General features: G+C 44.6%; 23 protein-coding genes. 14 read left to right on the top strand and 9 right to left on the bottom strand.

The features are described from left to right. Positions 1-48 precede the first annotated feature (48 nt). The 3 genes from NI465_RS08880 to NI465_RS08870 all read right to left on the bottom strand — a co-directional run bounded on the left by NI465_RS08880 (position 49) and on the right by NI465_RS08870 (position 4216). Positions 49-1215 carry a fatty acid desaturase family protein gene (locus tag NI465_RS08880; RefSeq protein WP_253145056.1) on the bottom strand — a complete coding sequence of 389 codons (1167 nt, stop codon included), beginning with the start codon at positions 1213-1215 and terminating at the stop codon, positions 49-51. 42 nt (positions 1216-1257) lie between these two features. After that, positions 1258-2280 carry a flavin reductase family protein gene (locus NI465_RS08875; protein ID WP_253145054.1) on the bottom strand — a complete coding sequence of 341 codons (1023 nt, stop codon included), beginning with the start codon at positions 2278-2280 and terminating at the stop codon, positions 1258-1260. Positions 2281-2578: 298 nt separating this feature from the next. Continuing rightward, positions 2579-4216 carry a long-chain-fatty-acid--CoA ligase gene (locus NI465_RS08870; RefSeq protein ID WP_253145052.1) on the bottom strand — a complete coding sequence of 546 codons (1638 nt, stop codon included), beginning with the start codon at positions 4214-4216 and terminating at the stop codon, positions 2579-2581. A gap of 378 nt (positions 4217-4594) precedes the next feature. Here NI465_RS08870 and NI465_RS08865 point away from each other — a divergent pair, with 378 nt between their 5' ends. Further along, positions 4595-6016, top strand: a complete 1422-nt coding sequence (locus NI465_RS08865; RefSeq protein WP_253145050.1) for an aminotransferase-like domain-containing protein — start codon at positions 4595-4597, stop codon at positions 6014-6016. Between the two features lie 48 nt (positions 6017-6064). Here the strand turns inward: NI465_RS08865 and NI465_RS08860 are convergent, their stop codons facing one another. The 3 genes from NI465_RS08860 to NI465_RS08850 all read right to left on the bottom strand — a co-directional run bounded on the left by NI465_RS08860 (position 6065) and on the right by NI465_RS08850 (position 10019). Beyond that, positions 6065-7396 (bottom strand): DcaP family trimeric outer membrane transporter, encoded by a 1332-nt coding sequence (locus NI465_RS08860; protein WP_253145049.1) that lies wholly within the window; start codon positions 7394-7396, stop codon positions 6065-6067. 108 nt (positions 7397-7504) lie between these two features. Further along, the gene (locus NI465_RS08855; RefSeq protein ID WP_253145046.1) at positions 7505-8878 is read right to left on the bottom strand and encodes an MFS transporter; all 1374 of its coding nucleotides are present in this window, start codon (positions 8876-8878) and stop codon (positions 7505-7507) included. 229 nt (positions 8879-9107) lie between these two features. Then, the gene (locus NI465_RS08850; RefSeq protein WP_005100217.1) at positions 9108-10019 is read right to left on the bottom strand and encodes a LysR family transcriptional regulator; all 912 of its coding nucleotides are present in this window, start codon (positions 10017-10019) and stop codon (positions 9108-9110) included. A gap of 115 nt (positions 10020-10134) precedes the next feature. Here NI465_RS08850 and NI465_RS08845 point away from each other — a divergent pair, with 115 nt between their 5' ends. The 12 genes from NI465_RS08845 to pcaD all read left to right on the top strand — a co-directional run bounded on the left by NI465_RS08845 (position 10135) and on the right by pcaD (position 21358). Then, a complete protein-coding gene (locus tag NI465_RS08845) occupies positions 10135-11244 on the top strand; it encodes a muconate/chloromuconate family cycloisomerase (protein ID WP_004647035.1) in 1110 nt (369 codons plus the stop codon). Between the two features lie 13 nt (positions 11245-11257). Beyond that, entirely contained in the window at positions 11258-11548 is a 291-nt protein-coding gene (gene catC, locus NI465_RS08840; protein WP_004647036.1) for a muconolactone Delta-isomerase, read from the top strand. Positions 11549-11702: 154 nt separating this feature from the next. Then, complete coding sequence (gene catA / locus NI465_RS08835) at positions 11703-12623, top strand: catechol 1,2-dioxygenase (protein WP_005100210.1); 921 nt, start codon at positions 11703-11705, stop codon at positions 12621-12623. 71 nt (positions 12624-12694) lie between these two features. Continuing rightward, positions 12695-14083, top strand: coding sequence for a benzoate 1,2-dioxygenase large subunit (gene benA / locus NI465_RS08830; protein WP_174894381.1), 1389 nt, complete (start codon positions 12695-12697; stop codon positions 14081-14083). After that, positions 14080-14571: a benzoate 1,2-dioxygenase small subunit gene (benB, locus tag NI465_RS08825; RefSeq protein ID WP_005096959.1), complete on the top strand. Its 492-nt coding sequence runs from the start codon at positions 14080-14082 to the stop codon at positions 14569-14571. Before benA ends, benB begins: the two co-directional genes overlap by 4 nt. 90 nt (positions 14572-14661) lie before the next feature. After that, complete coding sequence (gene benC / locus NI465_RS08820; RefSeq protein WP_180086979.1) at positions 14662-15678, top strand: benzoate 1,2-dioxygenase electron transfer component BenC; 1017 nt, start codon at positions 14662-14664, stop codon at positions 15676-15678. A 17-nt stretch (positions 15679-15695) separates the two neighbouring features. After that, positions 15696-16481: a benzoate diol dehydrogenase BenD gene (gene benD, locus NI465_RS08815; RefSeq protein ID WP_180086978.1), complete on the top strand. Its 786-nt coding sequence runs from the start codon at positions 15696-15698 to the stop codon at positions 16479-16481. A 58-nt stretch (positions 16482-16539) separates the two neighbouring features. Further along, a complete protein-coding gene (benE, locus tag NI465_RS08810) occupies positions 16540-17760 on the top strand; it encodes a benzoate/H(+) symporter BenE (protein ID WP_004894958.1) in 1221 nt (406 codons plus the stop codon). A gap of 37 nt (positions 17761-17797) precedes the next feature. After that, positions 17798-18469 (top strand): 3-oxoacid CoA-transferase subunit A, encoded by a 672-nt coding sequence (locus NI465_RS08805; protein WP_004731110.1) that lies wholly within the window; start codon positions 17798-17800, stop codon positions 18467-18469. A 19-nt stretch (positions 18470-18488) separates the two neighbouring features. Continuing rightward, positions 18489-19145 carry a 3-oxoacid CoA-transferase subunit B gene (locus NI465_RS08800; protein ID WP_004731112.1) on the top strand — a complete coding sequence of 219 codons (657 nt, stop codon included), beginning with the start codon at positions 18489-18491 and terminating at the stop codon, positions 19143-19145. Between the two features lie 168 nt (positions 19146-19313). Beyond that, positions 19314-20519: a 3-oxoadipyl-CoA thiolase gene (gene pcaF, locus NI465_RS08795; protein WP_253145044.1), complete on the top strand. Its 1206-nt coding sequence runs from the start codon at positions 19314-19316 to the stop codon at positions 20517-20519. 59 nt (positions 20520-20578) lie between these two features. Further along, a complete protein-coding gene (pcaD, locus tag NI465_RS08790) occupies positions 20579-21358 on the top strand; it encodes a 3-oxoadipate enol-lactonase (protein ID WP_253145041.1) in 780 nt (259 codons plus the stop codon). Between the two features lie 74 nt (positions 21359-21432). Here pcaD and NI465_RS08785 read toward each other — a convergent pair whose 3' ends face one another. Both NI465_RS08785 and NI465_RS08780 read right to left on the bottom strand, forming a co-directional pair. Next, positions 21433-22320 (bottom strand): DMT family transporter, encoded by an 888-nt coding sequence (locus NI465_RS08785; protein ID WP_184412976.1) that lies wholly within the window; start codon positions 22318-22320, stop codon positions 21433-21435. A 144-nt stretch (positions 22321-22464) separates the two neighbouring features. Further along, the gene (locus tag NI465_RS08780; RefSeq protein ID WP_253145039.1) at positions 22465-22908 is read right to left on the bottom strand and encodes a GNAT family N-acetyltransferase; all 444 of its coding nucleotides are present in this window, start codon (positions 22906-22908) and stop codon (positions 22465-22467) included. A gap of 413 nt (positions 22909-23321) precedes the next feature. On the opposite strand from NI465_RS08780, the gene NI465_RS08775 reads away from it, so the two are divergent. Then, on the top strand, positions 23322-24389 hold the full coding sequence (locus NI465_RS08775; RefSeq protein WP_253145037.1) for a zinc-binding metallopeptidase family protein: 1068 nt from the start codon (positions 23322-23324) through the stop codon (positions 24387-24389). 190 nt (positions 24390-24579) lie between these two features. On the opposite strand, the gene NI465_RS08770 is transcribed toward NI465_RS08775, so the two are convergent. Continuing rightward, positions 24580-25749: a thiolase family protein gene (locus tag NI465_RS08770; protein ID WP_253145035.1), complete on the bottom strand. Its 1170-nt coding sequence runs from the start codon at positions 25747-25749 to the stop codon at positions 24580-24582. Positions 25750-25814 lie beyond the last annotated feature (65 nt).

Genomic DNA, 25814 nt, shown 5'->3' with positions numbered 1-25814 from the left:
AAATCTATTGAGGAGTACCAAAATGGTGAATAAGTAACGCTTAAAAAATTATGACAATAGTTTCGCTTTAAAGTAGTTGAATACAGATTTGGCAGCATGGGTTTTTTCAACCACCTGCTCAGTCCAGTGATTCGGTAGAGAACATTTAGCCAGACCTACCCACACTGTAGAAAACTGTTTCATAAAGCTGGCTTCGTTATAATGAATGCCATATTCTGCACAGAGCGCTTTGATTTTTGGCGCAACCTGCGCATAGCGATTGGCTGGCATATCCGGGAACAAGTGATGCTCAATCTGATGGCTCAAATTACCACTCAAGATATGTAGCCAGGTTGTTCCGCTAAAATTGCTCGAACCACGAATCTGGCGTAAATACCACTCGGCACGGGTTTCATTGTCGGTATTGTCCATTTCAAAGGTTTCAGCATCTTCAGTGAAATGACCGTTAAAAATGACGGCAGAAGCCCATAGACTGCGAATCACATTAGCCACCGCATTTCCGGTAAATACCGGAATGGCATTTGGCCCGGCAATGATCGGGAAAAATACATAATCTTTTAACACCTGACGTCGCATTTTCTGGCGTAAAGGTGCTGCTTCTTCCCAGACTTCTTTCCAGGTCTTGGTTTTATAGGCAATCACATCTTCCAGATGCAGGCGTTGCAGGCCAACATACCATTCGAAAAATACCATTAACTGAATGCCCAGTGGAATATTGAACAGAAAGCGTGGTTCCCACTTTTGCGATTCACTGACTCGAATCAGCCCATAACCCACATCATGATCCATCCCGACAATATTGGTATAAGTATGATGAATATAGTTATGGGTGTATTTCCAGTCATCGCCGGTTGAAATCGTATCCCAGTCATAAGTCGCACCATTCAGACTCGGATCGTTCATCCAGTCGAACTGGCCATGCATGACATTGTGGCCGAGTTCCATATTTTCCACGATTTTAGAAAGACCGAGCAAACCTGTCCCTGCCAGCCATACCGGTGGCGACCAGCCGGCAAACATCAGCATGCCACGTGAGGCAATTTCGCTATAGCGGACAAAATTACGGATTTTATAAATATATTCGGCGTCTTTTTCCCCCAGATCATCCATGACCTCGCGGCGGATTGCATCGACCTTGGCACCGAATTCCTCAATCTGTTCCGGACTGAGAAATTGGCTTTTGCTATGTCGTTTAAAATCAATTTGCATATTCATGGGAGCACCTTCTTATAGTTTAATTAATGGCTTATCAATAGTTTATAAATTAATCACCACAGGACTCACTGCCTGAGAAATGCACAGTTTGATCTGGGTATTATTACCATGATCAATTTCACCGGTCAGGACGTTTCGTACCGAACCACTGACCTTGGTACAGGAACAGGTGTTGCAGATGCCCATCCGGCAGCCATGCGCTGGTCGCAAGCCCGACTTTTCGGCACTTTCCAGTAAATTGGACTGCGCCTGAAACTCTTGCTGCGATCTTAAAAACTGTACCGGCTGTGCTTTAATTTTTTCATCGACCACAACCTGGAAATATTCCGAATGAAAATTGGATTTCAATTCCAGTTTATCAACGATGCGAAGTGAGGCCTTCATCATCCCGGCGGAGCCACAAGCATAAATTTTTCGTTCTGCAAAGTCTGACACCAGCTTTTGCAATAAGCTCTGGGTCAGATGCTGCTGGTGTTCCACAGTATTGAAATGGTGATATTTCAAGTTTGGATGCATAAGAGCCAATGTTTTCAGTTCAGCATGAAAGGCATCATCTCGAGTGAAATAAATCAGGTCGATCTGTTCCAGAGATTGAATGACTGCTTTTTGCAGCAAGGAGTAAATGGCGGTAATACCACTGCCTGAAGCCAGGAATAAAATCGGCTGCGTAGATTTTTGCAATGTGAACTCACCTTGCGGCTGTGAAATTTCTATCACGGCACCAATTTGCATCAGACTTAAGGCACGTGACACTTTGCCCTGCTGTTTAACCGCAATGATCAGATCGCCATTTTTTAATACCGTCACTACAGAATAATGTCGCTGATGACGTACGCCATCAAGTCTGACGGTCACTGCAATATTCTGGCCGGCCTGAAATGACTTGGCTTTAAAATTATGATTTGGACGTAAGTGAATCTTGAAAAAGTCAGGACTGATGGCTTGAATGCCCATAACGGCAGCCTTAACTTTTTTGATTGCCCAGGTTGGATGGATTTTTTCACCAATAAAATCAATGAAATCTTGCCGGATCCAATGCGGCTGATAGGTTGGCATGCTTGTCATTTTTATCCCCTTATCCGCAGACAGCTTCATTAATGTACAACTGTCTAATTATTATATTGCTCAGGATAAAGAATTTTCACATTCAGACCATGTCAATACAGGTCAAATTATGTGCCTAAGCCATATAATATGACTTTTTGTCGGACAATATCGTCTAAAAGTAGCGATCAAGGCGATATGGATTGAGAAAAAGCATTTTTAAATAGACAACGCTGCTTAGCCTGTACATAAAAAAACTGACCTCTATTCGAGATCAGTTTTTTAACTTCATGTTGGGATTTTCAGATTAAATAACGCTTTAACCTGCTGCCTGCTCCAAAAGAATAGTCCCATATAATTCACGCAGATCCTTTTTCAGCATTTTACCAGTACCACTGAGTGGGATCGTATCAACAAATACGACTCGGTCTGGAATCTGCCATTTGGCTACCTTGTCCGCATAATATTCCAGCAGATCAGTTTCACTTAGCTGGCTATCCGGTTTTTTAATAGCAATCAATACCGGGCGCTCATCCCATTTAGGATGCTGGGCGGCAATCACGGCAGCCATCGCAATTTCCGGATGTCCCATGGCAATATTTTCCAGCTCCACCGATGAAATCCATTCTCCGCCAGACTTGATTAGATCTTTAGAACGGTCACTGAGTTTCATAAAGCCATCCTGATCCAGCGTAGCAATATCGCCGGTATCAAACCAGCCGTCAGCAGTCAGTGCAGACTCTTCTTTGCCGAAATAATGGCTGATGACCCAATGCCCTTTCACTTGTAAATTTCCTGTGGTCTGTCCATCACGTTCAATTTCATGCATCCCTTTTTCTGCATCAGTCAAACGTAGGTCAACCCCGAATGGTGGACGACCTTGGGATAGACGAATCTGTAATTTTTCTTCATCAGACAGATGCAAATGTTTGGTCTTGAGTTGATTCGCTGTACCCAGTGGACTGATTTCCGTCATGCCCCAGGCATGGATCGTTTCACAATTAAACTGTTCTTTGAAAGCTCTTAGCATCGCCGGTGGGCATGCCGATCCACCCACTACATTTCGTTTTAGGCTTTCCAATTTGGAACCTGACTGATTTGCGGCGGCAATCAACCCCTGCCAGATGGTTGGTACACCAAGTGCTACCGAAACCTGATAAGTATCAATCAGGTTGACCAGACTGGCACCATCCAGACCCGGTCCAGGAAGAACTAATGTGCATCCCACCATCGCAGCAGCATACGGTGTGCCCCACGCATTCACATGGAACATTGGCACTACAGGCAACATAATGTCGGCAGCCGAGACATTTAAGGAGTCAGGTAAAATGATGGCATAGCTATGTAATACCGTAGAGCGATGGCTAAACAGCACACCTTTGGGATTGCCCGTGGTTCCTGATGTATAACACAGAGAGCTTGCCGAGTTTTCATCAAGTGTTGGCCACTCAAAATCTGCATTTTGGCCGGCAATCAGATCATCATAAAATTGTACTTCTGGTATCGCTTCTCTAACTGCCGGATCAGCTGCATCCAGACAGATAAAATGCTCGACTGAGCTCAACAGCACTTTCACGGCTTTAATTAAAGGGACAAATGTTTTATCGAACAGCACCACGCGATCCGCAGCATCATTCATAATAAAAATCAGCTGTTCCGGAAATAAGCGCGGGTTAATGGTATGACAGACCAGGCCACTCCCAGAAATGGCATACCAGGACTCTAAATGGCGATGATTATTCCAGGCAATAGTCGCGACCCGATCTCCCTGCGCTAAGCCGAGTTGTTGTAATGCATTGGCAAAACGTTTCGAGTTTTGGTGAATTTCTCCCCAATTGGTCACTGTAATACTGGTATCGGTATTTTTGGAAATTACCTCGGTATCGGCATGATAGCGTCCTGCATGTTCAATCATGCTGCTGATCAGTAAAGGCTGAAACATCATATTTCCGAGCATTCTCCACTCCTTTGTGCTTGTTATTGGTCCGTATTTGCGTATCGTTGTTATAGTTGCATGATGGCTCGGTCTGAAACCGTAACTTACTTTTTATCATCATGTGGATTGAATTTAGCAAGGAAATCTAACTTTGTAAGTATCGAATTGTGACAAATTAAGCCAAGTGACTGAGGCGTATAAAAATGGGAATATGATTTATGTAGAGATAAAATTTCCACAGAAAATTTGAGACCTGATTTTCACTTTAATTGTCTTGCATCAAGACTCAAGCTTAAAAATAGAATGTCAATAATCCTATTCCTCCCTTTTGTTATATTAAGCATCCTAAAATATGCTATAAATCAAAATAATTAGAACAGTTTTAGTTCAAGAAAGTGTATGTATAAGTCTGAAAAACTGGCACAGAATATCCGTCAGATGATTGAAAACGGTGTATGGAAGGCACATGAAAAATTACCTTCACTTCGCGAACAGACCCAATTATCTGGTTATAGCCTGATGACGGTACTCAATGCTTATCAGGAACTTGAAGCACAAGGGCTGGTCTATGCCAAAGACAAATCAGGCTATTACGTTGCAGAACACACTCAAGCGCTGCTCAATAACAAACAGTCCGTCCAGATTGGTTTAAATCCTAAAATTCAAATCAATTCGGTGGTATTTAATTATTTAAAATCGACTCAGTCAGCCGAGATTGTGCCTTTTGGTTCTGCCTTTCCCAATGCAGAGCTGTTATATAACGCTAAATTTATGCAGATTCTGGCGCAGCAGGCCAAAAGAAAAAGCAGTTATAACAATCAGAACCATATGCCGCCTGGTAATCAGGACTTGCGGCAACTGATTGCCAACCGTTATCAATTGCAAGGGATTACCTGCAATCCAGATGACATTGTCATTACGTCCGGCGCACTAGAAGCACTGAATCTGTCTTTACAGGCCTTAACCCAACCCGGTGATTTTATTCTGCTACAGCAAACCATATTTTATGGTGCCTGGCAGGCAGCCGAGCGTCTGGGATTACAGGTGATTACGATTCAGGAACATCCACAGTTTGGCTTTGATCTGGAATCATTTGAACAGGCTTTAAAACAGTATCCGATCAAGGTGTGCTGGCTGATGCTGAATGCCCATAATCCGATTGGCTTTACCGTCAGTTCTGAAATCAAACAAAGAATTGCGGAACTCTTGTATGAATATCAGGTGTATTTAATCGAAGATGATGTTTATCAGGAATTAAATTATGGTGCAGCCAAGCCGTTACCAGTTAAATATTTTGATCAACATCAGATGGTTTTGCACTGCGCCTCATTTTCGAAAACGCTGGGGATGGGTGCACGCGTCGGTTGGGTGTATGCCGGCCCATTTTCCGATGCCATTCAGCACTTACAGCTCATGAGCACTTTAACGGTCAGCCCCTTACTGCAAAATGCACTGGTCGAGTTTATTTCACATCATCATTATGAAAAACATTTGCGGCATTTAAGGCAGCATCTGGAAAAATATAAAAAGAAATTTTATCAAGAACTTAAAGCACGTTTGGGAAGCATCTGTGAAATTTACTATTATTCCAGTGGTTATTTTCTCTGGATTGAATTACCTAAAGAAGTCGATGCCCAGCAGCTCTATGAACAATTGCTGCAACAGCATATTTCAATTGCCCCTGCACTGCTGTTTAAGCCGGAGCCTGCCAGCCAACATTATATTCGCCTGAACTGTTCGTTTGAATGGACAGCCAAGATCGAAAATGCAGTCAATCTACTGACAGAAACCATTCTTCAAAATAGCAAAAGCGCGGATTAATTCATCCACGCTTCTGTTACAGATCAGACGCTTTTATGCAAAGAAGTCTTAGAAATTGTAAATGGCAACCGCATTGATACGGTTATCTTCACCCTTACGACTACTAATCGCATCACCTTCAGTATTTAAGACAGGTCCATAGGCTTCACGCTCACCATAGACATATTCCAAACCAAAACTTAAAGGCTTGGTTGGGCTATAGAAAATATTGGCCCAAGCTTGCCATAAGTCTTTATTGGCTTTAGTTTGATCAACAGCAGCCAAATAACCAGTATCCTGATCAAAATTCATATAGCCATAACCCAATGTACCGCGCAATTTGTCATTAAACTGCTGGGTTAGGCCGACTGAAATTGAATCAAATTCGCTTTGTAATAAATCGCCATTTGCAGCAATCACACCCGTATTGGCATAAGACACAAAGCTGCTATCGCCTTTCACATGGTAATAGTCGGCTTTGAGCGTTGTACCCGGCACAACATCATACTTGGCACCTAAACCTACACCCCATGCCATTTTTTCATCTTCATTGACACGCTTTTCATTCCCCATCGCACGGGCACTGACTGTAAGATTATCAGCAAATTTATGATTTAAACGTGCTGTTAAAGCAGGTAGACGTTGTTTAATACCAGTAATGGTTGCATCTTTAGGATCTTCTACTGCAAATACCAGATTGGTTTCAGGACTGATTGTGCTGGTATAACGAACTTGTGGTGTCCGTTTAATTGAACCGCCAGCGTAAACCAATGCATCTACAGTTTCTGGAATATAATCTGGCACCGCAAAGTTCGACCAGGTTTGACCGATCAACCAGTTGGCATAGCTGATATAAGCATGACGGATACGCAAATTATCAAAGCTTGCGCCGCCCAGAAAATCCACTTCAACTTTACCGCTTAAAGCTTTATCTCCAGCACCGACTGGTGCTTTAAAATCCATGCCTAAACGGGTTGCAGCCAGAGTAGATTTAAATTCATCACTACGCTCACCGACACCTTCTAAAGGTACAGCATTAATCTGGTTATACATACGTGCTGCTGAACCACCTTCAGCCTGATAAGAGGCATCGGCACGAATATTTCCATAAAGATTAAATTCGGCACCACTGGCAATTTTCATGACGGGTTTGCTTGCTGGAGCAGGTGTTGCTGCAACATGTGCAGTGACCACAGCCGTTTGTCTTTGCTGTTGCTCAACCAGTGCGCGTAGAGCCTGAACTTCCTGGCGCAGTTGTTCAATTTCCTGCTGATTCGACTGAGCTGAGGTTTGTGCTTGAGTCGACAAGCTGATGCCCCCTAAACTCATTGCCATCATGCTCATCAGAACTGTGCGTTTGAATGTGATTGTTGGTTGATTAAATAATTGTGTCGTGTTCATCCTAAACTCGCTTTTTATTATGCGTTTCGATTCTAGCAACAGATCACCACCCGTTACGATGGCGATCTATATCATTGGGAATATTATCTTTATTGATTGAAATCTAACTTAATGTGTCGCTTCTTTTGCCAATGGATTCGGCTTCACATCAGGTGTTGCAAGGGCTTGGCCATCTACGGAAGTTTTTAAGTTCACCAGGAAAATTGCCAGCGCAGCGATTACGCCAGGAATCGCAATTGCAAAGAAGTTCATTTGATGCGGTAAATTCATGGTTAATAAAGCACCAGTGAGTACCGGCCCAACAATTGCACCAATACGTCCAATACCTGATGCCCAGCCCATACCGGTAGAACGTACTGTCGATGGATAATACTGCGCCACGAAGGTATAGAGCAGAATTTGTGAGCCAATCGTTGCAGCGCCTGCCACAGCAATTAGTGTATACAACACAAATTGTGGACTGTTAAGGCCAAGCAGAATCAATGCAATGGCACCACATAAGAACATGATAGTCAGCACTTTTTTGATATGGAATTTATCTGCAAGATATCCACCACCAATTGCACCTACCATTCCACCAATATTTAGTGCGAACAGGAAGATCATACTTGCACCCAGCGAATATCCTGCCTGAATCATCAGTTTTGGCAACCAGCTACCCAAGGCGTAGACCATCAACAGGCACATAAAGAATGCCAGCCAGAACATAAAGGTACTGAAGCTACGGCCTTGTTGAAAGATTGCTTTTAATGGCGCCTCATCCCCTTTTTGCACTTCATTCAGTACAAACTGGGTGTCACTGGTGATGACCTGTGTCGGAGAGATCTTTTGAATAATATCGTGTGCTTGAGCCGTCTGTTGCTTGTTGGTCAGGTACATCAGGGATTCTGGCAGATATTTCCAGAGAATCGGCAAGATGAGCAATGGAACACCGGCAAGCAGGAACATGATTTTCCAGCCAAATTGCGGCACCAACCATGCACCGAGTAGCGCAGAAGTCATCCCGCCAATGGCATAACCACTAAACATCAACGCAACCAAGGTGCTGCGGATACGTTTAGGTGCATACTCGGTCATCAAAGCGACCACGTTAGGCATGACCCCGCCAATACCCAAACCAGCCAAGAAGCGCAAGATTCCAAATTCGACTGGTGATGTAGCAAAGGCACCGATAAAGGTAAATCCACTAAAAATCGCCACACAGATCATGATGGTTTTTTTACGGCCAAGTTTATCGGATAAAGTACCGAAACTCATGGCACCAAACATCATTCCGAATAAGGCAGTACTAGCCAGCATTCCAGCTTGCACTGCACTTAACGACCATTCTTGCATCAGCAGCGGCAATGCCACCCCATAGATGACCAGGTCATAACCGTCAAAAATAATGATCAGCAAACACCAGATCAAAACACCCCAATGAAAAGGTGTGAACTTTGCTTCATCGATCAGCGTATTTATATTCACTTTATTTGTAGACATCTTCACCTCCTAATTGTGAAGTTCAATTTATGAGATTCACAATGCAGAAGATGTCCATAAATGTCCAAAACTGAATAGGCATACTTCTATACCTATAAAGTCTGCCTTCAAGAAAAGGCTTTATTTACTATGCCTTAATGATATTCATCCAAATAAAACGACTTTAATTCAGTCATTAAATAATAATTTCACCTATTTTATATAGCATCTAAAAAGTTTTTAATCTTGTTTAAAACACCGCACGATCATATTTAATCGCTTCAAGATCATAGACCTGATAGACCGCATCAAACAGATAACGAATATATTCACTTTCATCCATGTTACGAATCGCCATAAAGACCGGACTGACCGCAAATTCATCTAATAAAGGGATAAAGTTTAAATGTGCCAGACGAATATTCTGGGCACTTTCCGGCACGATACAAACACCCTCTCCAGCAGCCACAAAACCCAGCGCCAGTTGCAATTCACTGACTGCACGGATATTTTTCGGCTCTAGTCCATACTCGGAAAATATACCGCGCACCTGGGTCGAAAAATTTGCCTTACCATTATTCGGGTATAAAAAGAGTGGCTGATCCACCAGTTCAGCTAGGTTCACGCCATCTCGTTGCGAGAGAAAATGGCTGGAATGCGCAGCGACCATGAGTCTTTCTTCACGCAGCAACACCCGTTTCACTGCTGGATCTGAAATTCTCAAGCGTCCAAAACCGACATCAATCCGCCCTTCCTTAAGTGCCTGAATCTGCTCTGAAGTATTCATTTCAACCATCTCAATTTTGAGCTGGGGATGTTGCTGCTTAAATAAAAACACAATACGCGATAGCAAACCGAACAATAACGAGCCAACAAAACCAATACTAATGGTGCGATCCGCGATACCAATCCGTTTGGTCATCGATTTTATTTCTTCCGCATTAGACAAAAGTTTAACCGCATGCTGGTAGAAGAATTGACCTGCTTCTGTGGTCTTAAGCGGTCGGCTACCTCTTTCAAAGAGCTGAATATCCAGTTCCTGTTCCAGATTTTGTATTTGTCTGCTTAAAGGTGGTTGAGCAATAAACAGTTTTTCTGCCGCCTTGGTAAAACTTTGTTCTTCGACGACTGCGACAAAGTAACGCAAATGCCTGAGTTCCATATTCCTGCATACCTTTAAAGTATAAAAAAATGCTAAATCGATCTTAGACCAATCAAAATTATTCTTTTAAGGTATATCAAGTCAAAACATTAAAGCAAGAATGTGAAGCGTAATTATGTATAAGTCAGTTGAAACCTTGCTGGTAGAAATTCCAACCATTCGCCCTCACAAGATGGCAGTGGCGACGATGCAAACCCAGACCCTGGTATTGGTCAAAATCACCACTGAAGATGGTTACATCGGTTGGGGTGAAGCAACAACTATCGGTGGCTTAGGTTATGGTGATGAAAGCCCGGAAAGCGTAAAAGTTAATATTGAAACTTATTTTGCGCCTCTTTTAAAAACATTATCCGGTTTAAATGTTGCACAGACATTACAAGCAATCAAAAAGAATATTAATGGTAACCGTTTTGCCAAATGTGCGATTCAGACTGCACTTTTAGACATTCAGGCACAACGTTTAGGTTTGCCATTAAGCGAAGTCCTCGGTGGTCGCTTACGTGACAGTATTCCAGTTCTTTGGGTATTGGCTTCTGGCAATACCGAAAAAGATATTGCGGAAGCAGAGAAAATGGTTGCGGCAAAACGTCACAACATTTTCAAACTCAAAATCGGTTCGCGTCCGGTAGAAGAAGATGTTGAACATGTGCTGGCAATTAAGAAAGCCTTAGGCAAAGACGTTTCAATCCGTGTGGATGTGAACCGTGCCTGGTCAGAACTGGAAGCGATTAAAGGCATTCAGTTATTGCAAGATGGCGGTGTTGATCTGATTGAACAGCCATGTGCAATTGATAACCTGGATGCCATGCGCCGTCTGACCCGACGTTTTGATGTTGCCATCATGGCAGACGAATCGTTAATGGGCCCGCACTCAGCGTATGAGATTGCCAAACAAAACGGTTCATCTGTTTTTGCAGTCAAAGTTGCCCAGTCGGGTGGCCTGATTGAAGGTTGTGAAGTAGGCAAGATTGCCAAACTTGCAGGTATTGACCTGTATGGCGGCACCATGCTGGAAGGCCCTGTGGGCACGATTGCTTCGGCACATGTGTTCTCTACTTTTGAAAGTCTGGCGTTCGGTACCGAGCTGTTTGGTCCTCTACTGCTGACTGAAGATATTTTGAAAACCCCGCTCAACTATCAAAACTTTGAACTTGAGATTCCGAAAGGGCCAGGTCTGGGGATTGAGTTGGATGAAAACAAGATTGACAACTTGCGTCGTCAGTAATTAGGAGAAACCCATGCTTTTTCACGTACGTATGGATGTAAACATTCCACGTGATCTGCCAGTTGAACAGGCAAACGAAATTAAGGCTGTTGAAAAGGCTTATTCACAGGAATTGCAGCGTCAAGGCAAATGGCGTCATATCTGGCGCATCACGGGCCAGTACTCAAACATCAGTATTTTTGATGTTGAAAGCAATGAAGAGTTGCACAACCTGTTACAAGGCTTGCCTCTCTATCCTTATATGAACATTGAAGTAATGGCATTAAACCGTCACCCATCTTCAGTTCGAGATGACGACAGTTGATTGAATGAGCGGATTGGGAGTCACCGGATTCCTCTTCCAAATCGAAAACAGAGGGTACCTCAACAAGGATTGTGGCCAGCCAGATTTAGCCAGCCAATGAAAGCTAAAAAAGTGCGCCACTAAAAGATGAAAGACATACTTTAGGAGCAATAGTATGAATCGCCAAGAAATTGATGCATTAGTTAAGCAAATGAACGTTGATACAGCGACAGGTCCTGTAGATGAACGTGTACAACAAGTTGTTGTGCGTTTATTGGGTGACCTTTTCCAAGCGATCGAAGATCTTGATATTTCCCAGTCAGAACTGTGGAAAGGGCTGGAATACTTTACTGATGCCGGCCAAGCGAACGAATTAGGTTTATTGGCTGCAGGTTTGGGTCTGGAGCACTACCTAGACTTACGTGCTGATGAAGCGGATGCTAAAGCAGGCATTACTGGCGGTACGCCACGTACGATTGAAGGTCCACTTTATGTCGCTGGCGCACCTGAAACTGTAAGCTTTGCACGTATGGATGATGGTTCTGAAGAAGGCAAAATCCCGACGCTGATCATTGAAGGTACAGTGACGGATACTGACGGCAACCGTGTTGAAGGTGCCAAAGTTGAAATCTGGCATGCAAACAGCCTGGGCAACTACTCATTCTTTGACAAGTCACAGTCTGACTTTAACTTGCGTCGCAGCATCATTACCGCTGCCGATGGTCAATATACTGCATTGACGACAATGCCAGTAGGTTATGGCTGCCCTCCAGAAGGTACAACTCAGTTTGTACTGGACAAGTTAGGCCGTCATGGTAACCGTCCATCGCACGTACATTACTTCGTATCTGCACCGGGTTACCGCAAGCTGACTACTCAATTCAATATTGAAGGCGACCAATACCTGTGGGATGACTTTGCATTCGCTACTCGTGAAGGCTTGGTTGCAACTGCGGTTGACGTGACTGATGAAGCTGAAATTGCAAAACGTGGTCTAAACGGTCCTTTCAAACACATTCAATTTGATATTGAACTCGTGAAAGAGAAACAAGACGCACCTTCTACTGAAGTTGATCGTCGCCGCGCTAGCGCTTAATACATTAAGAAGCGGGATATGCCTTGAGATATATCCCGCTGACTTCCCCCTTGGAAAGTCGGAGAAAGGACATGCCTCGTATTCCCGTAATTAACACCAGCCATTTAGACCGCATTGACGAACTACTGGTGGATGACTATGAATCTGGTGAATTTAAACTACACCGTTCAGTATTTACAGACCAGGCCCTGTTTGACCTTGAGATGAAATACATCTTTGAAGGCAATTGGGTTTATCTGGCACATGAAAGCCAGATTCCAAACAATAACGACTTCTATACTACTTATATTGGTCGTCAGCCGATCATCATTGCACGTAACCGTCAAGGTGAACTGAATGCCATGATCAATGCCTGTTCGCATCGCGGTGCTCAATTGTGTCGTAACAAGAAAGGCAATAAAGCAACTTATACTTGCCCATTCCATGGCTGGACGTTCAATAACTCCGGCAAGTTATTAAAAGTTAAAGATCCGGCTGAAGCGGGTTATTCAGACTGCTTTAACAAAGACGGTTCACATGACCTGAAAAAGGTTGCGCGTTTTGAAAGCTATAAAGGTTTCCTGTTCGGCAGCTTGAATCCGGATGTCCCTGCTCTGGAAGAATACCTGGGTGAAGCGACCAAAATCATTGACATGATCGTGGATCAGTCTGAACAAGGTCTGGAAGTTTTACGTGGTTCTTCGACTTATACCTATGAAGGTAACTGGAAGTTGACTGCTGAAAACGGTGCTGATGGTTATCACGTGTCTGCTGTACATTGGAACTATGCTGCAACCACTCAGCAACGTAAAGAAAAACAGGCGGGTGACAACATCCGTGCCATGAGCGCAGGCGCATGGGGCAAACAAGGCGGTGGTTCTTACGGCTTTGAACACGGTCATATGCTGCTTTGGACGCAATGGGCTAACCCGGAAGACCGTCCTAACTTTGCCAAGAAAGATGAATACACTGCGCAATATGGCGAAGCCATGGCGAAGTGGATGATCGAACGTTCACGTAACCTGTGTATCTATCCAAACGTTTACTTCATGGATCAGTTCGGTTCACAAATCCGTGTCCTGCGCCCGATTTCTGTCGATAAAACTGAAGTGACGATCTACTGTATCGCACCTGTAGGCGAAGAGCCTGAAGCGCGTACCCGTCGTATCCGTCAGTATGAAGATTTCTTTAACGCTTCAGGTATGGCAACCCCAGACGATCTTGAAGAATTCCGTGCCTGTCAGGCAGGTTATGCCGGTATCGCGCTGGAATGGAACGACATGTGCCGTGGTTCTAAACACTGGATTCAAGGTCCGGATGATGCTGCCAATGAAATCGGTTTAAAACCAAAACTGTCTGGTATTAAAACTGAAGATGAAGGTTTATACCTGTCTCAGCACCAGTACTGGTTAGAATTGATCAAAAAAGGTATTGCGACTGAGAAAGAAATTGCAGCATCCACTGAAGGAGAAAACGCATGAGCGACATCACTTTAGAAAATATTGCTCAGTTCCTGTATCAAGAAGCACGCTTTTTAGACGATGAGCAATGGGATGACTGGTTAACCTGTTATGCCCCGACTGCTTCTTTCTGGATGCCAGCTTGGGATGACGACGACAAGCTGACCACAGATCCACAGTCTGAAATCTCGTTGATTTATTACCCGGACCGTCAAGGTTTAGAAGACCGTGTGTTCCGGATCAAGACTGAACGTTCCTCTGCAACCATGCCGGACACACGGACCTGCCATAACCTCAGCAATATTGAAATTGTTGAACGTGATGGCGACAAAGTGACTGTACGTTTTAACTGGAATACTTTGAGCTTCCGTTACAAAACAAGTTACAGCTACTTCGGTATGTCTCGTTATGAAATTGATTTCTCAGGCGATAAACCGCAGATTTTAAGCAAATATGTGGTACTGAAAAACGATTACATCAACCAGGTTATCGACATTTATCACCTCTAAGACTGTTTATACAGCCAGGTTATGCCTTTCGGTCAGATGGAAAATTGGCTGAAAGGCTCAGTTACAAAGATTTATATAGGATATTCAGCCATGTCAAACCACAATGTTGCACTTCAATTTGAAGATGGCGTTACACGTTTTATTTCTGTTTCTGACGGAGAAACCCTGTCAGACGCAGCTTACCGTCAAAAGATCAATATTCCTTTGGACTGCCGTGATGGTGCTTGTGGAACGTGTCGTGCGTTTTGTGAATCAGGTTCATTTGACATGCCTGAAGAAACCTATATTGAAGATGCACTAACACCTGAAGAAGCCGCTGAAGGCTATATTCTGGCTTGTCAATGTAAACCGACTTCAGATGCAGTGTTCCAGATTCAGGCCTCTTCAGAAGTTTGCAAAACTGAAATTCATGAATTCCAGGGTACGCTGGCTCGTGTCGAAAACCTGTCTGATTCAACCATTACTTTTGATATCCAGTTAGATGAAGGTCAACCAGACATTCACTTCCTAGCAGGTCAATATGTCAATGTCGGAATTCCAGGCACCACAGAGACCCGTTCTTATTCATTCAGCTCAAAACCGGGTAATCGTCTGACTGGTTTCGTAGTACGTAATGTACCGAATGGGAAAATGAGTGAATTCTTGAGCAAAAATGCCCAAGCTGGCGACAAAATGACCTTTACTGGTCCATTTGGTAGCTTCTACCTGCGCCCTGTGACCCGCCCTGTCTTGATGCTAGCGGGTGGTACAGGTATCGCACCATTCATGTCGATGCTGCAAGTGCTGGAAGAAAAAGGTTCAGAGCATCCAGTGCGTTTAGTATTTGGTGTGACCAATGACTTTGACCTGGTAGCGATTGAAAAACTGAACGAACTGCAAGACAAATTCTCGTGGTTTGAATACCGCACAGTGGTTGCTAACCCAGAATCTGCACATGAGCGTAAAGGCTATGTGACCGGTCATATCGAAAATGAATGGCTGAATGACGGTGATGTAGATGTCTACCTGTGTGGTCCAGTACCAATGGTAGAAGCGGTTCGCGGCTGGTTAGATGCTGAAGGCGTTAAACCTGCAAGCTTCCTGTTTGAAAAATTCTCTGCCAACTAATAGAGGGAATTTGTTCAATGTCTAACCGTCAAAGATTTGAAAATAAAGTCGTCATTGTGACCGGTGCCGCTCAAGGCATCGGTCGCGGTGTCGCGCTGCAAGTGGCGAGCGAAGGCGCCCAAGTCGTCATGGCTGACCTTTCCCCTTATGTAGAAGAAGTTCTGGCTGAAATTGAAGCGACTGGCGGTGATGCGATTACGGTCAAAGCCAATCTGGAAACGTTTGCCGGTGCTCAATCAGTCGTTGAAAAAGCGCTAGAAACCTATGGCCGTGTCGATGTCCTGATCAACAACGTCGGTGGCGCGATCTGGATGAAACCTTTCGAAGAATTTTCTGAAGAGGAAATTATCAAGGAAGTGAACCGTTCATTGTTCCCGACGCTGTGGTGCTGCCGTGCAGTTCTTCCGGAAATGATTAAAAATCAGAAAGGTACCATTGTAAACGTATCTTCTATTGCGACACGCGGCATTAACCGTGTGCCATATTCAGCGTCTAAAGGTGGCGTAAATGGCCTGACGGCTTCCCTTGCCTTTGAACATGCCAAAGATGGTATTCGCGTTAACGCAGTGGCAACGGGTGGCACTGAAGCACCACCACGTAAAGTACCGCGCAATGCCAATCCACTGACTGAATCTGAAAAGGAATGGATGCAGCAAGTGGTTGATCAGACCATTGACCGTACTTTCATGGGACGCTACGGTACGATTCAGGAGCAAGTGAATGCAATTGTATTCCTGGCTTCGGATGAATCATCTTATATGACAGGTACAGTGGTACCAGTCGGCGGTGGAGATCAGGGCTAGTCCTGATCATCACGATTTTTAACAGGCTCATGGTTCGACGCAAGGAGGCACATCACCAATGAATACCCTGTTTCAGACATTAAAAAATGATTGGTCAATTTCAGCGACTGTTGCAGGATTTTTAGCAGTGCTAATTTCCTATTCAGGGCCACTGATCATTTTTTTCCAGGCGGCACAGCAAGCCCAGGTTTCCCCAGACATGATGATTTCATGGATTTGGGGAATTTCTATTGGTGCTGCACTCGCAGGTATCTTTTTATCGATTAAATACAAAATACCTGTTGTCACCGCCTGGTCTGCGCCCGGAACGGCTTTATTAGTCACGCTGTTTCCCGATATTTCGCTCAATGAAGCGGTTGCTGCCTATATCACCTCTGCCGTGGTGATTTTTTTCATTGGGATCACCGGTTATTTCGACAAATTGCTGTCCTGGATTCCTCAGGAAGTCGCTGCCGGAATGATGGCGGGGATTTTACTGCAGTTTGGTTTAGGGTTGTTTACCGCGACCGATACCATGCCCTATATCGTCTTTGGCATGCTGGCGGTATTTTTGCTGGCCAAGCGTTTCAGTCCACGCTATGCGATGGTCTGGGTACTGGTTGCCGGTGTGGTTTTAAGTATGTTACTGGGCAAGATTAACCCGGTCACGGCAGATTTTAGTCTGGCAATTCCGCAATTTATTGCACCAGAATGGACCTGGAGTTCAACCCTGAATCTGGCCCTCCCGCTCATTCTGGTCAGCCTGTCTGGCCAGTTTTTACCGGGAATGGCGATTATCAAACTCAGTGGTTATGACATGCCCGCCAAGCCAATTATTAGTGCAACCAGTATTGCCTCGCTTGCAGTGGCCTGTGTAGGTGGTATCACGATTGTCTTGGCCTCGATCACAGCTGCTTTGTGTCTGGGGAAAGATGCCCACGAGCTGAAAGAAAAGCGTTATATCGCTGGTGTGGCGAATGGGCTTTTTTACATTTTAGGCGGCTTATTTGCCGGCAGCATTGTCATGCTTTTTAGCCTGATGCCCAAAGAATTAATTGCGGCTTTGGCAGGACTGGCATTACTGGGTGCGATTGCCACCAACATTTCCGTGGCCATGGGCAAAGAGTCGCAACGTGATGCAGCACTGATCACCTTTTTAGCGACTGCTTCCGGCATGCATTTCTTGGGACTGAGTTCAGTCTTTTGGGGAATTTGCATTGGCCTGGTAGCACATTTTCTGCTGTCACAGAAAAACCGTAACGCAGTTCCGGTTACAGCATCAGATTCAAAACGAGTTTAAAGACATCCATCAGTTTAGGATATGTAAGGACCAGATTATGATAGATAAAAGTTCATTATCATTGAAAGAAGCACTCTCCCAGATCAAGGACGGTTCTACCATTATGATCGGTGGTTTCGGTACAGCGGGTCAGCCTGCTGAACTGATTGATGGTCTGATCGAATTGGGTATTAAAGACCTGATTATTGTCAACAATAATGCCGGTAATGGCGATTATGGTCTGGCGAAACTGCTTAAAGCGGGCGCTGTGCGTAAAATTATCTGTTCTTTCCCGCGTCAGTCAGATTCCTGGGTATTTGACGAACTCTATCGTGCAGGCAAGATCGAACTGGAACTGGTGCCGCAAGGTAATCTGGCTTGCCGTATTCAGGCAGCAGGTATGGGCTTAGGTCCAATCTACACGCCTACCGGTTTTGGTACTTTGCTGGCTGAAGGCAAACCGACCATGAACTACGAAGGTAAAGACTACGTTTTAGAAAATCCAATTAAAGCTGACTTTGCTTTAATTAAAGCTTCTAAAGGCGACCGTTGGGGCAATCTGGTCTACCGTAAATCTGCGCGTAACTTCGGCCCGATTATGGCGATGGCTGCGGATGTGACGATTGCTCAAGTTTCTGAAGTGGTTGAACTGGGTGCACTGGATCCGGAACACATCATCACCCCGGGAATTTTTGTTCAACACGTTGTTCAAGTTAAACCTGCACAATAATTGGCATCGGAGATAAATAATGAGCTATAGCAAACTGACCCGTGACCAGATCGCTGAACGTGTGGCACAAGATATTCCTGATGGCGCTTATGTGAACCTCGGTATTGGTTTACCGACCAAGATTTCCAGCTACCTGCCAAGCGATAAAGACGTCTTCCTGCATTCTGAAAATGGCCTGTTGGCTTTCGGTCCTCCTCCTGCTGAAGAAGACCGCGATCCTGAGCTGATTAATGCTGGTAAAGAATTCGTAACTTTACTTGAAGGCGGTTCATTCTTCCATCATGGTGATTCTTTCGCGATGATGCGTGGCGGTCACTTAGACATCGCCGTACTGGGCGCGTTCCAGGTCGCTGAAAATGGTGACTTGGCTAACTGGCATACCGGTGCACCGGATGCAATTCCAGCAGTCGGCGGTGCGATGGATCTGGCTGTGGGCGCGAAGAAAGTCTTTATTACGACTGACCACGTGACCAAAAAAGGCGAGCCAAAAATCGTGGCTGAACTGACGTATCCGGCTACTGGCTTGAAATGTGTCGACCGTATCTATACCGACCTCTGCGTGATTGATGTCACCCCTGAAGGGATGAAAGTGATTGAGAAAGTTGAAGGTCTGTCATTTGAAGAATTGCAGTCATTGACTGGTGCCAAACTGATTGATGCGACTCAATCAAATTAAGGGGAAGTCCCTTCTTTCTTGCACTTAGTTTTAAAAGCAGTGCTTTAAAACATGTTCAGGAGGGATTTAGGGAGGATTTGAGGAATAAAACTACTTCATTAAATCCCTCCCAACCTCCCTTTAAAAAGGGAGGAGTTTTCTTCTTTTAAATATGTGAGCAAATACACAATGAAAAACGCATATATTATCGATGCCATCCGTACCCCATTCGGCCGTTATGCCGGTGGTCTCGCGCCTGTCCGTGCAGATGACTTAGGTGCGCTGCCAATTAAAGCTTTGATGGAACGTAATCCAAGTGTGAACTGGGAACAGGTCGATGACGTGATCTATGGCTGTGCCAATCAGGCCGGTGAAGACAACCGTAACGTCGGTCGTATGTCTTCTCTGCTTGCAGGTTTGCCTTATCAGGTACCAGCGACGACCGTGAACCGCCTGTGTGGTTCATCGATGGATGCCATCGCAATGGCAGCACGTGCGATTAAAGCCGGTGAAGCGAATCTGATTATTGCTGGTGGTGTAGAAAGCATGTCACGCGCCCCATTCGTGATGGGCAAGTCAGAAACGGCGTATGGCCGTAGCCAGAAGATTGAAGACACCACCATGGGATGGCGTTTTATCAATCCGAAACTGAAAGAAATGTACGGCGTAGAAACCATGCCGCAAACGGCTGAAAATCTGGCGGAACAGTTCAACATCAACCGTGAAGACCAGGACAAGTTTGCCTTGACCAGCCAGCAACGTACTGCAGCAGCACAGGCCAAAGGTTTCTATAAAAATGAAATTATTCCTGTAGTGATTCCACAGCGTAAAGGCGATCCGGTGGTTGTCGATACTGATGAACATCCGCGTGCATCTACCACTGCAGAAGCTCTGGCAAAACTGAAGCCTGTGGTGAAAGCAGAGGGGACGGTAACGGCGGGTAATGCTTCAGGGATTAACGATGGTGCAGCTGCCCTGTTGATCGCGTCTGATGAAGCAATTGCTCAACATGGCTTAAAACCACGTGCCAAAATTATTGGTTCAACCGTCGTTGGTGTTGAACCACGTATCATGGGCTTTGGTCCAGCACCTGCCATTAAGAAATTACTGGCGCAAACCGGTGTGACTTTAGAGCAGATGGATGTGATCGAGCTGAATGAAGCTTTTGCAGCACAAGCTTTGGCTTGTACTCGTGACCTTGGCATTGAAGATGGTTCAGAGAAAGTCAATCCGAATGGTGGTGCAATTGCTTTGGGCCATCCACTTGGTGCATCTGGCGCACGCTTAGTCACAACCGCACTCAACCAGCTGGAACAAACTGGCGGTAAATACGGTCTTTGTTCAATGTGTATTGGTGTCGGTCAAGGCATCGCTTTGATTATTGAACGCGTCTAACAACCTATTAAAAAGATAAACCTCCTCCCTTTTTTAAAGGGAGGTCGGGAGGGATTTCAATGCCAACATTTACATCCAACGATGCCCAGATCAATTACCAGACCTTTGGTGATGCCAGCAAACCTGCCCTGGTTTTTTCTAACTCATTGGGCACTAAATTCAGCATGTGGCAACCACAAATTGAATTTTTCCAGCAAGATTATTTTGTTGTGTGTTATGACACTCGTGGTCATGGGGCTTCCTCTGCACCACAAGGTCCGTATAGTCTTGAACAGTTAGGTCAGGATGTGGTCAATCTGCTGGATCATCTGAATATCCAGAAAGCCGCTTTCTGTGGTATCTCGATGGGCGGTTTAACCGGTCAATGGTTAGCGATTAACAAGCCTGAACGTTTTAGCCACATGATTATTTGCAATACTGCTGCCAAGATTGGTCAGGAACAAGCCTGGCTGGAACGTGCCGCGTTGGTGCGTGAACAAGGTCTGGCACCGATTGCATCAACTGCAGCATCACGCTGGTTTACCGAACCCTTTATCCAAAGCAACGCAGCGACAGTTGCAGAACTTTCAAACGACCTTGGAGCTGGCAGCCCGGAAGGTTATGCAAGTTGTTGCGAAGCTTTGGCTAAGGCGGATTTACGTGAACAGATCAAAACGATTTCAGTGCCGGTACTGATTGTGGCCGGTCAGCAAGACCCCGTAACGACTGTTGCAGATGGTCAAGCCATGCAAGCTGAAATTGCACAAAGCCAGTTGTTTGAAATCAATACCTCGCACATTTCCAATGTGGAACAACCTGAGGCCTTTAATCAGGCGGTTCAGAAATTTATTGCTGCTTAAACAATAAATGCAAAGAAAAAGCCACTGTTGATCAGTGGCTTTTTTATACTTAGATTTAAAAAATTAGTGCTGCATCAGGCCCAGATTACTAGAATCGCCGCAATCACTACCAAGCCTAGTCCCCAATGCTCCGCACGTGCCAGTTTATCTTTAAAGAAATATGCCGAAATCAGCATACTAAACAGAATCTCAATTTGTCCTAAGGTTTTCACGACCGGCACACTCATCATGCTCATGGCAGTAAACCAGCCGAGTGATGCCATAAAACTGCACACACTCACCTTAAAAGTTAAGCCCAGACGCTGCCACATGGCCACTAAAGTCTGGCGACTGAATAGGCTGAGGTAAAGCAGCATACTCAGGCACTGAAAACTGATCACCATTAACAGCACCCAGGCCGCACGATGCAAGGTGGGTAAAGTGCTTAATTCCAAACTGGCTTCGCGTACCAGAAGCGAGGTAATGGCAAAACTTAATCCACTGCCAATCCCGATCGCCAATGTTCTCGCTGAAAACCCGCTGACCTGTTGGGCTTTACTCAATAAAAATACCGCATATCCGCCCAGCGCCACACCAATCCAGGCCAAAAATGACAAATGATCTGCTAATAAGGTCACACCAATAATGGCGGCTAAAATGGCTTCACTTTTCGCCAGCCCCACCCCAACCGCGTAATTTTTTTGCTTGAACAGTTGCACCATCAGTGCCGTAGCTAAAATCTGGCTGCAACCTGCAATCACTACATAGACCCAGAACTTGGGCGTGAAGTGAACCACACTTTCAACTGGCTTGAAATAATACAGGCTGCTCAGGTAAAGCGCAGCGAATGGCAAACCGAAAATAAAGCGTGCCAGGGTGACTCCCCAGACATCGACCGTGGTGCTGAGCTGTTTTTGAAAGGCATTACGCCAAGCCTGCATAAATGCAGCCATTAAAGTGAAAAAAATCCAGCTGAATGCCATCTACTGATCGCTATTACTACAAAAGTGAATTAATTCTATGTCTTAACAAAAGGACTGACTAATTAAAAATAGGATGCTGGCCAATAGCAGAAAGTTTGGCTTAATTTGGAAAGATTCCAGCTAAAAAACAATTTTATTTTTCTCTTAAAAATCCGGATAATCCTTTCGCATCGGGATAAAACGGATTCCATGTTCTTCCGTATATTGTCCTGTTTCCACAAAACCAAAGCGATTGTAAATATCCAAGGCATAAAGACTGGATTTTACCGTAATAATTGAATGGCCTTGACGGCGGATCTCGCTTTCTAAAAAGTGCCACATTTGCCGGCCATAACCCTGCCCCTGATAGACTTGGTTCAGGAAAAAATGCATGAAGTGTGCAGGTTCCATATAAGCCACGACGCCTATCACCTGATGGTCAATTTCTGCCACAAAATAATGAATGTCCGGACGCTCGAAAATGGTCTGGATCATCTCAGGCTGAAAGCGCTGGCGCCCCTCTTCTGAACTGATCACGGCATCGACAAAGGGCGCAATCGCATCGACAATGGCACGAGTATCCTGAAGATTGGCTTTTCTAATTTTCATGTTTTTTTAAATTTCTCTTTATTAAGTTGTATACATTAAAAAGTTATTTTTATTAAAAGTTAGCTGCTTTAGCTGTTCTTGAATGGGCTTCCCCCAAATTTAAAAACCAGTCGGAATATTCGGTAATATTCTTCAATACGCCTTGTCCGTATTTTAAGACGGCAACTCACTCTATTTAAAAAATATATTTATATAAAACCTTGTTTAACTACACTTTTTTATTAAAAAAGATTCAATTGATGTTTCATTTAATATCAAGCAGCCTATATTTACAATTCATCCATATAGAATTTTCAATGAAATTTTTATGATGTTTCTTTATCAGGAAGAAATTTAGGTAGGCATTCTGAACCTTTCTTGGTGTTCATCGAACATAAAAATTTTAGGTCGTTCGCTTCCCTACAGGGAGTTTAATGAAACATTTTGAATGTGCCGTCTGCAAGCAACAGCTGTTTTTTTACAAATCAGTTTGTGATCACTGTCTGTCACCGATCGGTTATATCGCTTCGGAAAAAGAGTTGTGCGCATTTGAAAAACAGAGCGCTGAGCGATGGGTTCCAATCGCCAAGAACTACCAGCATGCCAGTTATAAACCCTGCCACAATTACGTTCATTATCAAGTATGCAATTGGATGATTCCTAGCGATGAAGATGAGGAATTTTGTGAATCCTGTCAGTTGACCCATGTCATTCCTGATCTGGAAAATTCTGAGAACCTGATTTACTGGTTTCGACTGGAAGAAGCCAAACGTCGATTCCTTTATTTAGCACAGCGCATGAACATGATGCCACGCCCCAAAAAGTCTGAAGATGATCCATTTGGTCTGCGTTTTGATTTTCTACTGCCACAAGAAGATAAGCCTGTTTTAATTGGTCATGCCAATGGGGTCATTACCCTAAATGCCATTGAAGCTGATGTGGTTTATCGTGAAACTACACGCGTGAATATGGGTGAAAACTACCGGACTTTATTGGGCCATTTTCGTCATGAAAGCGGCCATTATTATTTTGCACTCATGCAACATATGCATCCGGAACTGTTAGACGAATTCCGTCAGTATTTTGGCGATGAGCAGCAAGACTACAGCAAGGCACTTGAACGCCATTATAACGAAGGCGCGCCAATCAACTGGCAGGAAAAGTATATTAGTGCTTATGCTACCGCCCATCCCTGGGAAGACTGGGCAGAAACCTGGGCGCATTATCTGCATATGATGGAAACACTGGAAACTGCCTACTATGGTGGTATGCGTGTCGAAGGAAATGGCAGCTATCTGGCCAGTATGGATTTTAAAGAATGCCCGATTGGTGGACAGGATTTTGAACATATTCTGGAAAACTGGGTCACCTTGACCTTTAATCTGAATGCCTTAAACCGTTGTATGGGTCTGGAAGATGCCTACCCGTTCAAGCTGAGCGAAGCGGTTAAAGACAAGTTACGATTTATTCACCGGCATGTGCTGGAAAAAGTTTTTAAATAATTTAAAAAGTAATTTTTATAGTAAAAATATAGATGGAATGGGATCAGCAAAGTCTGAAAATATGGATTTTATTGTATATTTTAAAAATTAATATGATTTAAAGAATCCCTGCTCCTGGCGAACCAAGAGCAGCAACTTTTGAATGAATCAGTATTTAGTTCGCTAACTGAATATACGATTTAGGATGGGCTTAAACCAGTTCCACAGCAATCGCAGTCGCTTCCCCACCACCGATACATAAGGATGCAATACCTTTCTTACCGCCAGTACGTTTTAAGGCATGAATCAAGGTCACAATAATACGAGAGCCAGAAGAACCCAATGGATGACCAAGTGCACAGGCACCGCCATTAATGTTCACTTTTGCTGGATCAAGTTTAAAGCCATCAATGGCTAACATGGTCACCATGGCGAACGCTTCGTTGATTTCCCAAAGGTCAACCTCCTGAGCATCCCAACCGGTTTTTTTCAGGACTTTTTCAATCGCACCAACAGGTGCAATAGTAAATTCTGACGGATGCTGCGAATGGCTGGCATAGGCCAGAATATTAGCTAGCGGTTTTAAGTTACGCTGTGCAGCAATTTCGCTCGAGGTGATCACCAATGCTGAAGCACCATCTGAAATTGAACTAGCATTTGCCGCAGTAATGGTGCCGTCTTTTTTGAACGCTGGACGCAGAGTTGGAATTTTATCAGCCTTGGCATTTAAAGGTTGCTCATCCTGCTCTACTATCACATCACCTTTACGGCTGCTGACAGTGACCGGCACGATTTCATCTTTAAAGAAACCTTGCTGGACGGCGGTCACGGCTTTATTTAATGAGCCAATCGCATAGTCATCCTGCTGCTCACGCGTATAGCCTTTTTTATCCGCCATTTCCTGAGCCAAAATTCCCATCGACAGACCTGTTTCAGCATCTTCCAGACCTTCCTGGAACATGTGATCAATGACTTTGCCATGTCCCATGCGGAAACCGGCACGTGCCTTGTCCATTAAATAGGGTGCGTTTGACATCGACTCCATCCCGCCTGCAACCACAATCTCTGCTGAACCGGCCTTGATCGCATCTGCTGCCTGCATCACGGCTTTCATGCCTGAACCACAAATTTTATTGATGGTGGTCGCACCAGTTGAATCCGGTAGACCTGCCTGACGCATGGCCTGACGTGCCGGACCCTGTTTTAAACCGGCTGGCAGTACGCAGCCCATGATCACTTCATCAATATCATTGGCCGCCAATCCTGCACGTGCCACCACTTCTTTAATTGCCACAGCACCCAAATCCGGCGCGGTACAGCTTGAAAGTGAACCTTGAAAACCGCCCATCGCGGTACGTACTGCATCTACAATTACGATCATTTTAGTTTCATCCTTTTTCATCATTGTTATCCACACTGCACAGCCGAAGCTCTACAGTGTTGGTC

It is taken from the genome of Acinetobacter lwoffii (assembly GCF_024129855.1).
GTDB classification, from domain to species: domain Bacteria; phylum Pseudomonadota; class Gammaproteobacteria; order Pseudomonadales; family Moraxellaceae; genus Acinetobacter; species Acinetobacter lwoffii_L.
This window is presented reverse-complemented; position numbering and strand designations above follow the sequence as displayed.